General features: G+C 44.3%; 9 protein-coding genes. 2 read left to right on the top strand and 7 right to left on the bottom strand.

The genetic code is table 11. The features are described from left to right. Positions 1 to 111 precede the first annotated feature (111 nt). The 6 genes from NSQ91_RS15785 to NSQ91_RS15760 form a co-directional block, all read right to left on the bottom strand. Entirely contained in the window at positions 112 to 975 is an 864-nt protein-coding gene (locus NSQ91_RS15785) for a carbohydrate ABC transporter permease (RefSeq protein WP_076184580.1), read from the bottom strand. A gap of 18 nt (positions 976 to 993) precedes the next feature. Continuing rightward, a complete protein-coding gene (locus NSQ91_RS15780; RefSeq protein WP_076190487.1) occupies positions 994 to 1,887 on the bottom strand; it encodes an ABC transporter permease in 894 nt (297 codons plus the stop codon). 179 nt (positions 1,888 to 2,066) lie between these two features. Beyond that, positions 2,067 to 4,427 carry a glycoside hydrolase family 95 protein gene (locus NSQ91_RS15775; protein ID WP_081387770.1) on the bottom strand — a complete coding sequence of 787 codons (2,361 nt, stop codon included), beginning with the start codon at positions 4,425 to 4,427 and terminating at the stop codon, positions 2,067 to 2,069. A gap of 170 nt (positions 4,428 to 4,597) precedes the next feature. Then, positions 4,598 to 6,412 (bottom strand): hypothetical protein, encoded by a 1,815-nt coding sequence (locus tag NSQ91_RS15770; RefSeq protein WP_076303766.1) that lies wholly within the window; start codon positions 6,410 to 6,412, stop codon positions 4,598 to 4,600. A gap of 289 nt (positions 6,413 to 6,701) precedes the next feature. Beyond that, on the bottom strand, positions 6,702 to 7,685 hold the full coding sequence (locus NSQ91_RS15765; protein ID WP_076303767.1) for an aldo/keto reductase: 984 nt from the start codon (positions 7,683 to 7,685) through the stop codon (positions 6,702 to 6,704). A gap of 15 nt (positions 7,686 to 7,700) precedes the next feature. Continuing rightward, positions 7,701 to 8,291 (bottom strand): SDR family oxidoreductase, encoded by a 591-nt coding sequence (locus NSQ91_RS15760; RefSeq protein WP_076190384.1) that lies wholly within the window; start codon positions 8,289 to 8,291, stop codon positions 7,701 to 7,703. Between the two features lie 156 nt (positions 8,292 to 8,447). Here NSQ91_RS15760 and NSQ91_RS15755 point away from each other — a divergent pair, with 156 nt between their 5' ends. After that, on the top strand, positions 8,448 to 9,356 hold the full coding sequence (locus NSQ91_RS15755; RefSeq protein WP_076184576.1) for an AraC family transcriptional regulator: 909 nt from the start codon (positions 8,448 to 8,450) through the stop codon (positions 9,354 to 9,356). 492 nt (positions 9,357 to 9,848) lie between these two features. Here NSQ91_RS15755 and NSQ91_RS15750 read toward each other — a convergent pair whose 3' ends face one another. Then, positions 9,849 to 11,345, bottom strand: a complete 1,497-nt coding sequence (locus tag NSQ91_RS15750) for a glycoside hydrolase family 43 protein (RefSeq protein ID WP_076303768.1) — start codon at positions 11,343 to 11,345, stop codon at positions 9,849 to 9,851. Positions 11,346 to 11,488: 143 nt separating this feature from the next. Here NSQ91_RS15750 and NSQ91_RS15745 point away from each other — a divergent pair, with 143 nt between their 5' ends. Beyond that, complete coding sequence (locus tag NSQ91_RS15745; RefSeq protein ID WP_076125669.1) at positions 11,489 to 12,352, top strand: helix-turn-helix domain-containing protein; 864 nt, start codon at positions 11,489 to 11,491, stop codon at positions 12,350 to 12,352. The last annotated feature ends 253 nt before the right edge of the window (positions 12,353 to 12,605 follow it).

Genomic DNA, 12,605 nt, shown 5'->3' with positions numbered 1-12,605 from the left:
TTGAAGTTGCGATATTTGGCAACGCTTCCATTTTTGAGTTTGGATTATATCTTACCATATTTTGATAAGCAGATGGCTGTTTCTTTTAAAGGATGATGCAAGCTGATTGATTTAAGACTTAATAGATCCGATTAACATCCCTTTGATAAAATACTTTTGCAGAAACGGATACACGATAATAATCGGTATGACGGAGACGACAATAACTGCCATTTGCACACCTGCCGGAGATACTTCATTTACGTTTTCTAATAAGCTGCCCGCTTGCCCAAGGTCGTTACTCAGTACGATTTCCCGAAGCCGCAGCTGAAGTGGATAAAGCGCTCGTGTATTGATAAAATACAACGCCGATGAATAAGAATTCCAATGGGATACCGCGTAAAACAAGCCCATAGTTGCCATAACTGGTTTGGACAAAGGAAGGATGACGCTCCACATCGTGCGCAGCTCTCCCGCTCCATCCATTCGCGCGCTATCTATCAGCTCAGTAGGCAGGGCTGAGAAAAAAGAACGCATGATGAACAGGTTATATGCACTGATGGCCGATGGGATGATTAATACCCATAAAGAGTCGATCAAGTGCAAGTTTTTGATGACCATATAGTTCGGTATGAGCGGAGCGTGAAATATCATCGTAATTAGGATTAAAATCAGAACTCCTTTGCGCATCGAATATTCGGATCTGGATAAAGGATAGGCCAGTGATGCAGTTAAAATCAGATTAATAAGCGTTCCGACAACTGTAATAAATATACTTACCATGAAAGCTCTCCAGATGGAGGTATCCCCAAGAATAACTTGATAATTCATGAGCGTCCAATCTACAGGGAATAGCTTAACCTCGCCTGCATTAATGGCATGAGTGCTGCTAAATGATTTGGCGAGCACATGCAGCAGAGGGAAGACCATCAAGCACCCGACCAGCATCAGAAACATATAGTTGAAAACGTCAAATAGGCGACCTTTATTTTTCATTTACTCTTCGACTCCTTTCTAGTAAAGTCCATCCCCTGATGCTTTTTTACTAAGCGTATTCCCGATCATGACTAGCAACAGTCCGACGACCGATTTAAAGAGGCCTATAGCTGTTGTATAGCTGTATTGCTGATCAATAAGACCCACTCGGTATATATAAGTATCGAGAATATCTCCATTGGTCTCATTAAGCGAATTGATAAATACAAACACTCGCTCAAAGCCAAAATCAAGGAAGTTACCGATATGAAGCAGGAACATAATCATGATAGTAGGCAAGATCGTCGGGATCGTTATAGATAAGGTTTGTTTCCAACGATTTGCTCCGTCAATCCGGGCCGCTTCGTACAGCTCAGGATTCACAGCAGCGAGTGCGGCTAAATAAACAATAGTTCCCCATCCACTGTCTTTCCATATGCCTGTTCCAACCAGGATGGTACGAATATACGAGTCCTCGCCCAGAAAATAAACGGAGTCGAGCCCAAAAGTATTTAAGATCTGGTTCACGATACCTGTCGTTGGGGACAAAATGCCAATCATAATCCCCCCAATAATGACCCATGAGAGAAAATGGGGCAAATAAACGACGGTCTGCAAAATCCGTTTATAGAAAGCTTTTCTCACTTCATTAAGAAGGAGGGCGAATATTATGGGAACCGGAAACGCAAAGACCATATCATATAGGCCGATCAGGATAGTATTTTCAAGAATTCTCAAAAACTCTGGATAGGTGAACATCCGCCGGAACTGATCAAGGCCAACCCACGGACTGCCTGTAAAACCTTTGAATATGTTGTAGTTTTGAAAGGCCATGATGGAACCCGCCAAGGGTAAGTATTTAAATACGATAAAAAAAATAATGCCTGGAAGTGAAATGAGATATAGCGCCTTATATTTGCGCAAATTGGTCATTCGTCTTTGGAATGGGGAAAGATCTGGCCTGCTCGCTGGCAATGCGGCTGGCACTTGTTGTGGCATAATTATCGCTCCTTTGGTTGCAGTTTGGATTTTGTTGTATGGCTAATGTTAATCCAATATCCAGGTCTTCAAAATGGAGATTTTTCGGCTTGCCTGTGTTTTATTACGATTGACTATTGTGCACGAATCTTGCGGGACTTCCCTGCAACTGAAGAAAAAGTATATTCAAATCCCTGACCATCGCTAATAAGAGATTGTTCTGGCAGATCGAGCGGAACGGCAGACCAAATTCGATATTCAGCGGTAACCGTAGAGTGAATCGTCGCTTCATCCAGCTTTCCTTGGCTCCAAGAAAGATCAACGGTAAAACCACCTCTTGCTCTCATCCCCCTTATGCTGCCTGAAGACCACTCCTTAGGAAGGGCAGGTAATAGTCGAAGTTCTGCTCGGTGGGATTGCAGCAGCATTTCTGCTACCCCTGCTGCTCCACCAAAATTGCCGTCTATTTGAAAGGGTGGATGGCAGTCTAAAAGATTCGAATACGTGGAGGAGGCTAACAGTTTAATTAAATGCTCATAGGCTTCCGCACCCATACCGAGACGGGCATAAAAGTTGACGATCCATGCCCTGCTCCAGCCGGTATGACCTCCACCTCCGTCAAGGCGGCGTTCAAGCGTTCGCCGGGCTGCTGCGGCAAGCTCAGGGGTGTGCCTCATGTCAATCTGTTCCCCCGGATGTAATGCGAACAACTGAGAAATATGCCGGTGACCTGCGTCTTGCTCTTCGTAGTCAAACAGCCATTCCTTAATCTGTCCATGACTGCCCACACTCGGCTGTGGAATGTGTTCAAGCGTCTCATGTAGTTCAGAGATAAACATTGTATCTTCTTCTCCAATAATTAATGCCGCTTCCGAACAGGCGGATAGCAATGTATATGCGATTTGCAAATCCATGGATGGTCCCATACAGAGGCTGCCGCTGCTTCCGTCCGAAAGAAGGAAGCGGTTTTCCGGGGAGACTGAAGGCCCAGTAATTCGTAAGCCACCTTCCTCTACCATGTAATCAAGCAGAAAAATCGCTGCTTCCTTCATCACTGGATAGGCCCTTTCCTTGAGAAAAGAAAGATTCAGTCCAAACCGGTAGTGTTCCCACAAATGAAGGCATAACCAAGCAGCACCCATTGGCCAGACCGTGCAGGTAATTAGGATGCCTTCTGGTCGGGTTTCCGCCCATAAGTTAGTGTTATGATGAGCAACAAAACCGCGACAGCCATACATTTCTTTTGCCGTTTCTTGACCGTTCAACTGCATCCGTTCGATCAGATCAAACAGCGGTTCATGGCATTCAGCCATATTTAGGACTTCGGCAGGCCAGTAATTCATCTGGAGGTTAATATTAATTGTATATTTTGATTCCCATGGCGGGGTAAAGCTATCATTCCATATGCCTTGCAGATTAGCAGGCAACGTACCTGGTCGAGAACTGGAAAGCAGTAAGTAGCGCCCATACTGTACATATAGTGCAACTAGTCCCGGATCACCAGACTCATTGGGATTGCTTCTTTCATCTTTTGCTTGCTGTAACCGCTGTAATCGCTTATCGGTAGGAAGCTCAGCGTACAGGTCTCCACCCCTAGTTAAATCGATTGAAAATCGAGCAAACCGGGACTTGTATTCCTCCTTATGCTGCTTTATTAGAGTTGCAAAAGACTGAGCCGTAGCTTGATCCAATTGCTCTAGACAGGCTTTTTCAGGTTGATCTACGCGGAAGGTACTCTGCGCTGCCAGCATAAGGGTGACGGAGTCTGCCCCCTCAATAGAGATGAAATCCCCGATGAGCCTCTGGCGGCCTCCTTGTTGAACTGCCCTTAGTGCTGTGCAAAAGCGAACGCCATCCGCTCCGCATTCCCCATTCATTAAAACTGTGTTTGCAGGACCAGTGCTACAGCCGGTATCGAACGGACGACGCATAAGATTCGCAGCCAACGTGATCTTGCCAAGTCTGTCAGCTGTCAGTCGGACTACCAATACACCGTCCGGTTCACTTATAAAATATTGCCTGTAATAGCGAACCCCGCCACAACGGTACGATACCGTAACGACTGCTTGCTCTAAGTCGAGCTCCCGCTCGTATTCTTCAATAACCTCACTAGAATCCAGAAACTTTAAAATCAAATCTCCAAGTGGCTGGTACGGCTGCTCATATTTTGGTGAAGCAGTCATAGCCATTCTTGCCAAATGTTCTGCCTCCGCCTGCCTGCCGTCTTTCAACATTTGCCGAATCTCTGTTAAATATGGCTGAGCTGCAGGATTAGCTGCGCGTCCAGGGCAGCCGTACCAAATTGAATCTTCGTTAAGCTGGATTTTATCTTGGCCGATCATACCGGACACCATTGCCCCGAGGCGCCCATTTCCTATGGGAAGAGCCTCATTCCAATTTGACGCCGGGCTTGTATACCATAATCGAAGACGTTCTGATTCCTGCTTGGTTGCCGGTAATGCCACCTCTTGTTTCGCTCGTCTTCTTTCACTCAACTCTTGTTCACCTGGCCTTTCCTATTTTCAGGTCATATCATTCGTCAGTAACTCCACTTCCTATGCTACTCTTGATCCTGATGTCTCTCCATGGCATAGATTGTTAGGGGTTGTGTTTTTTTATGATCCACACTAAAAAGGATGCGGAAAATTCCGCACCCTACTGTAAATTATTTTTTTATATTACTGAGCGCATTTCGACCTAAACGTTCCATCAGCTGCTGCTTGTAGAGACTATTAATGACGACATGTTGACCGCAACTGCACCAATATCCATCTTCACGGGGCCGGGAATCATAATCGTTAGGAACCAGTCCGGGTACCTTGCTACCAACATGGCCAATGGCGTAATTTTGAGCGGTTGGTGGCCGCTGTAAAGTGAGCTCTCCGTGTGTATTCCAAGTAACATAATTCGCACCTGCCCAACCATGTCCGCTGCCTAACCACGCCCTATCCCGAATAGAGATGGGAGCTTTGATATTATCGAACAGGCCTCCGACTGACCAGCGATGATGAGGTTCACTGGTGTTATAATTTTTAACAGCTTCTCCATCCAGAAATACATTCGGCCCCGGTACCCAGCTATCGACGGTGAACGCATGCCGCGCCGTCTCTGTATAAATACGTTGAGCGAGATTTAGCTGGCCCATCTGATGTATGACATAACGGCGACCCCCAGTAACCACACTGATCATATCGTACATTTGACAGTCCTGAACCGTAATCCATTTGGAATAACGCTTCATTTGAACGAGAGAATAGGACAGATGGTAACCTCTCACCTCTCGAACCCAGCCATTCTTCACACTGTTGAACACGACGAAACGTTCAGCATGTTTTTCGTCCGCATAATAAGGATCTGTTGTATCGTTATCCATCTTAATATCTATAATGCTTGGGTCAAAATCGGACTCTACCCTCATTTTCTCTACCCCCACCTGCTGAATGCGGGCATGATCTGTATATTTATAGATCTCTCCGCCGCCCCACTGACGTTCGATAGCATTCGCCAATGGGGCATCGACCGTAATCGTATTACCTACAATAGCAGTGATGACTCGGTCAAAATCCAGATTGAACGGTGACCATTGGGTTACGGTTCCACCCGGGCGCTTATATATGTTATCCATACCAATTTCGTGAATCCAGTTTTTATTACCTATTCTGCGGACTATGATCTGATCGCCTACATTGTAAGCACCCCCGTCTTCTACATGGAAAGAACGCGAGCCTGAGGGCACATACAAATCTGAAATCATCTGCTTCGAGTTGCTGTCCAGCATAAGATCTGCATTTTCACCAATTTCAATTAGATTTCGCAGTTTCGCTCCGGTACCATAGAGAATAGTGCCCTCTTTGTCCTGACCTTCACCGCGAAGGACGATCCCACTTGCTTTAATGAACAACGTGCCTCCGACTTCATATCTGCCTTTTTTCAAAAGGACTGCCCCGCGGAATCCATTCTTATCGAGCGGGAGCTTAGCCAACTGGTCAATTGCCACCTGAATACGGTCCGTCGCGTCTCCGTCCAAGGGTAGAACGGTCGACTTAACGGGAATATTCGGGATCTCAACACCACCACCCCTATAACCCGCATTAGAAAAGTCCAAGATCCGATTACCTCGATAATCACCGATATACATCATCATTCCATCGTTACCAAGGAAAGCGATTGTGCTCTGTCCCGCGGGGATGCTCTTTGGATCCAGCACGGTAAAATAATATGAGTCATACTGAGGAGCTTTTCCGTCCTGCTTGAGGGTCATTCGCAGTTCATAAGTACCCAGTAGATCAGCCGTGCCTAACGGTGTCCATTCCATTAACGAGTCTTTAACCATAGGAGTCTCAGGCAACTCAGTCACCAGTTTCGTTCTATCAAAAATCAATTCACCGGCAACCCTTCCGTTAACACACGGTGTGAAGTAAACCGTCGGGTACACCTGACTTGGATTGAGGATGGCTGGTTGGCCAATTTCAGTATTCATGTGCGTATGCTTCAATGTGGAATTAATAATAAAGAGTTCATCTCCTTTTCTATATTCACTCTCACATATCGGATACATATTACCTTGGCTTAAGAAGAATTAACATGTCATTTTTATCGATTGGAATGTGTTTTCTTATTCACCTATTTATGCAAACCCTTGCACCCGCATGGTGCTGAGCAACGATTAAGCCAAACTAAAGACAAGTTTCTAAAGGCACTAAATGGTAGATGAAAGTTTAGCTTAGGTAAAAAAAAGGCGCGATCCCCAAGGGTATCACGCTTTTTATCTAGCTTAGATTTCCTATAACTGGGTGTGGCACATAAGGCTCTTCCAGACTCGCTATTTCACTTGGCTCCAGCTTCACTGATACCGCTGCAACGGCGTCCTCCAGATGATTTGCTTTGGTTGCACCAATGATAGTCGATGTTACTTGCTCTTTTTGCAGAACCCAAGCAAGCGCTACTTGGGCACGTGGAATCCCGCGCTTTGCCGCAATTTCGGCAACTACCTCAACAACCTTGCGGTCAGCCTCAGCCATTTTTGCATAAAATGCCTTTCCGACTTCGTCTATCTCTGAACGAGCTGTTTGTTCATTCCAATCACGGGTTAGTCGACCTTTAGCAAGCGGACTCCATGGGATCACACCGATTCCTTCTTCCCGGCAAAGAGGCAACATTTCCCGTTCTTCTTCCCTGTAGAGTAGATTCAAGTAATTTTGCATAGAGACAAATTTAGTCCAACCGTTACGCTCAGCAACATGCTGTGCCTGCAAGAACTGCCAAGCATACATAGAGGACGCTCCAATATATCTAACTTTACCTGCCTTTACTACGTCATGAAGGGCCTCCATGGTCTCTTCGATAGGAGTGTCATTATCCCAACGATGGATCTGGTATAGGTCCACATAATCTGTGCCAAGCCGTTTTAGACTGTTGTCTATTTCGGTCATAATTGCTTTGCGTGAAAGTCCTGCTCCATTTGGTCCCTGATGCATCCGGAAAAACACCTTTGTAGCAATGACTACCTCATCGCGGCGAGCGAATTCTTTTAAGGCACGTCCGACAATTTCTTCGCTTGTTCCGTCAGAGTATACATTAGCCGTATCAAAGAAGTTGATGCCAAGCTCCAGTGCTCTTTTAATAAAGGGTCTGCTCTGCTCCTCATTTAGCGACCACGGAGCCATTCCACGTTCAGGTACTCCGTAACTCATACAACCAAGACAAATTCTAGATACATCCAAACCAGTACGACCAAGTTTTGTATATTCCATTAGTATGTGTCTCCTTTAGATTTTGGGTTTGTTTACTCCTAAACTGCGGCGAATTTCCATATCTGGTGACTCGGCCAATTTAACAACTAATGCAGCCACACTTTTTCGCGACACTTCTCTCCCTTTAAAAGGTTCACCTTTCTGAGTTGTTTCGTAGTCTATCTCGTCTTTATAGGTAAACCATCCAGGTCTCAGAATTGTATAGTTAAGATTTGAAGCTTCAATAATTTCTGCAGATTTACGATATGGATCCAATATACTGCTGTACTTCTCTCCTGGAACTTCATCGTAAATGCCCATTGAGCTGATAAAAATCAAACGTTTAAGACCAGTGGTGTTCATTGCTTCAACGATAGTCTTAGACATTTTCTCCAAATTACCTGCCAGATTAGCATAAACAACATCTTGCCCGATCATCGCTTCTTTTAATTGCTCACTATCCAACACATCTCCTTCAACTACTCGAGCACGGCTGGATGTTATATGGCTTAATCTGTCCGAGTTACGGAGATAAAGTGTTAACCGGGCATCGGTTTCGTTCAAAAACAAATCAATCGCATGTCGTGCAATTCCGCCGTTAGCGCCTAAGATCAAAACATTGCTCAATTTTAAAACTCCTTTCTTAGTTCTAATTATGCGATAAATGAAGTGAACGCCGTTATCTCAATTATCTTAAATGATTGCCTATTCCTCTCACTATCACTAACACAAAAGATGTTTTTACTTTATAATTGAATAAGAACAAAACATTAGGAGGAGCACATGTCTAAAGAATTACTAGAGCGGAAAGAAGAACTCGCCAGATTGATTGAACATCATTCGAGCCAGGATGGAGTATATGAGACCGCTATCCCCTCATTATTTGTGATTCGTAACTCCAATGTGACCGAGCCAGTATACAGAGTATACAAACCTTCTTTATGTTTCATTGCGCAGGGAACAAAGGAGATCTTATTGGCCAAGGAGCGTTTTGAGTATGGTCCCGCAAATTATCTAATATCATCAATGAATTTACCCGTTATCGGTCAGATTATAAAAGCTTCTCCTAACGCACCCTATTTAAGCTTTAAGCTAGAATTCACGCAGAGTCAGATTTTGAAAGTACTAAATGATTCCGAATTTAAACTCGCTCCGAAAGAAAATGCTAAGCGCGCTATGTATGTCGGGCAGATAGAGTTACCACTATTGGATGCGATCCTGAGATTGGTACGTTTGCTGGATGATCCCAAGGACATTCCGTTTTTGGCTCCGATTTATACTGATGAAATTCTATACCGGCTTCTGCAGGGACCCTATGGAGTTACACTCGCTCAAATTGCGATGGAAGGTAGCAGCACCTACCGCATTCGGGAGGCCATCGAACAGATTATCGAGAACTGTGATAAACCTTTGCGGATTGAAGAGCTTGCTGAAACAGCCAGTATGAGTATTTCTTCGTTCCATAGACACTTCAAAGAGGTAACTGCCATGAGTCCTATTCAGTTTCAAAAGCATCTGCGCTTACAGGAAGCTCGCCGCCTTTTATTATCTGAATCAGCGGATGCAGCGGATGTCGCGTTCCGTGTTGGCTATGAAAGTGCATCACAATTCAGCCGCGAATATTCTCGGATGTTTGGTTCACCACCTAGAGCAGACATCAAGCGTTTGAAGGAAGATATGCTCATTGGATAAAAGCGAACGTGTTCTTCATTCACAATATGGAACTATCCGCTAAAGACCAACATGTATAGGTAACCTTTGCGCACACGCTGATTCTATCGGGCTGGTCCTATCAGGTTTATCCTATCTGCTGATCACTATCGGACCCAGGGGACCTTAAACGCTGTATTATCTCACATTTGGGATGCTAAAGGACCGCATAGCCGCTATTGGCTCAAAAAACACTCAATATGAATCTATTTCGAAGTAATAGCTGCATTGGGGTCCGAAACTATGCTTAAAAAGGGATTAATATGCAAATAACGTCCTCTGAGTCCTTAAGCCTAAGAGGTTGATAAATACAAGCTGATGGAGACAACCAACGACGACAAAAAAACAACGATATCCAAACAACAACAACCAAAAAACACAAAGCAGCGATTCATCCATACTTGGAGAATCGCTGCTTTGTATTTTTCACAAGCTAACACTGCTTTTTCTGACGATCACGTAGCCGACCGCCTTTTATTTCTTTTGATAGCTAAACCAATCATAATAAGCAGTTGTTCCATAAGGAGAGTAGTTATACATGCCGAAGAATACTCCAGTAAATCCGCCTGCGACTTCAGTAGATATCAAGTGTGTCTCGGCTTCGCCAAGCAGATGCCATATTTGATCCACACCTCGATAGTAAAATATATATTTTTCAGGTAATGCCTGGATTCTCAATTCTACCCCTGTACCTTCGAAAGCCGAAGAATATGCCACATCACTAATGCTCCCTACCTGTCTGCGCAGCGTAATAACATTTTCACCTTCCATCTGCGTTAGTCCAATTGCGTAGTGATACTTCTGATCCATAAAAACTACAAGACCAGCTTCGTCACCCTCAAGAGGGCTAAATTCCATTTTGGTGGTAATTTCACAATTCAAATGCCGCTGTCTACAGCCAATAAAAGCAGGCGTACCCTTCTCATTTAATCTCACATCTGATCCACGTAAAGCTAGCCACCCTCCCCGTTCCTGCAATGACCAATCCACCTTATTAGCATTACGTATGAAATTCCAGCTTATTCTTAGGTCAGATTGATCAAAATCGTCGGTTTCAGGCTCTTCTTCCCACGGCATTGGTGAAGGCAGGTCAGCTTCCATTTCTAAACCAACCTCTCCGTTATCACCAATCATTGGCCACCCCTCCTCCGTCCACTGAACAGGAGCCAAATATGTCTCTCTGCCAAGATGATGACGGTAAGGATAACCTACTGGTCGAATCCCCAGAAATACCGCCCACCAGCTACCATCCTGTGCTTCAACTAAATCGGCATGCCCTGTAGCTTGAATGGGGTAATCTGAACTTCGATGTGTCAAAATGGGATTGTGAGGAGACGATTCATAAGGCCCATATGGCGATCTACTTCTTGCAATAGTCTCCATATGTCCATATTCTGTCCCACCTTCCGCACACATCAAATAGTAGTAATCGTTTATTTTGTAAAGATGTGGACCCTCAGGGAATTTTCCTCCGCTACCAGTCCAGATCAAGCGTGTATCGCTAAGCTTTTGACCCGTTTCAATATCAATCTCACATTGGTAGATCCCCATCCCTTGCTCGGAGCCTGTGCTTGTGAAATAAACCTTTCCATCCTCAAAAAACAAGGAGGGATCAATGCCTTCTTGCTCCACATAAAGTGGATTCGACCATTCGCCTGCCGGGTCATCCGCCCAAACGTAGAAATGACCCCCGCTATCCTGATTTGTCGTAACCATATAAAAACGACCGTTATAATAACGAAGAGTCGGCGCCCAAACACCTCCGGACACCACGGATTCATCAAATTGAAGCTGATTCTCACGAGTCAAACAGTACCCAAGCTGCTTCCAATGCACCAAATCCTTGCTGTGCCAAATGGGTATTCCCGGAGAATAGGCAAATGAACTGTTTACCAGATAATAATCCTCGTCTACTCTGCAAATGCTTGGATCTGGATAAAACCCCGGGATAATCGGATTGTTATATTTCATGTAGTATTCTCCTTCTCTATCTTAATCACTGAAACCTATGTCAAGGATTATACTGCTTCCACTGGATAGAAAGCCTTGATTATTCGGTCCTAAAATAGCATGATATAGACATTCATCTGGACAAGCTTTTGGAGGGTAACGAGTTGAGTGAATTTTATTTAAAATGGTTTACATCTGATCGTCAATTTCCATTTTTTATTCAATACGGCTATCACGACGAAGACACCGATCTACATAGACATGCGGACTTTTCAGAGCTCGTAATTGTATTGAGTGGCACAGCTACACATATTGTTAATACTGAGGAGTCTTTTATCAAAAAGGGAAATGTGTTTGTAATTAATGGTTCGACCCCTCATGCTTTTAAAGATCCTCAGGATTTCAAGATCTGCAATGTTATGTTTCAGCCTGAATTGCTATCGACGGCCGGAGCGGATTTGCGGACATCCAACGGCTTTCAAGCCTTATTTGTGTTGGAACCCCTGTATCGTCATAAACATTCCTACACAAGCAAACTCAGCTTGCCGATTCCTAACCTGGAGTATGTCTCTTTTCTCATTGCGGGTATGATTGAAGAATATCACAACAAGCTACAGGGTTATCAGACCATGCTGGGCTCCAAGTTTATGGAACTGGTCGTCTATTTGTCCAGACATTATGACCCACAGGAAAAAGGAATTCAGGGGAACCATCTGATGCATTTGGCGAATGCACTCTCATATATGGAAGATCGTTATCTTGAGCCGTTAACACTGGATCAGATCGCCAAACATTCGGACATATCAGTCAGACACTTAAACCGGATCTTTCGCTCCTACTATCAGACAACCCCGATCGCTTATCTTCATCGTTTACGTCTGGAACGGGCTTGCGGGTTATTAAAGCATTCTAATCTCAGTATCACCCAAATCTCACATGAATGCGGGTTTAGTGATAGTAATTATTTTACTCGCCAATTCACTAAAATCTATGGGATGTCACCCAAGGTCTATAGGAACAAGCTTTGAGGGTAAAAAAAGAACACCAGGCAGCGATTCTCCTATTATTGGAAAATCACTCCCTGGTGTTTTTGAATCAATGCGCATTACCTGATCAGATTATGGGCAAGTGAATATAAACAGACTAATGGTCGCTAATCGCTTATAGCAAACCTTGAACTTGAGGCGATCGGAATTTACTCTCCGCATTCATGTAGCTCTACGTTTTAATGGAATCTGGAAAATAACTGCATTCTATACACTTATTCCGTACGCAGAAAGA

The sequence above is a fragment of the Paenibacillus sp. FSL R7-0048 genome (genome assembly GCF_038004505.1).
Taxonomy (GTDB): domain Bacteria; phylum Bacillota; class Bacilli; order Paenibacillales; family Paenibacillaceae; genus Paenibacillus_AQ; species Paenibacillus_AQ odorifer.
The sequence above is the reverse complement of the archived record's forward strand: the minus strand, read 5'-3'. Positions and strand labels throughout refer to the sequence as shown.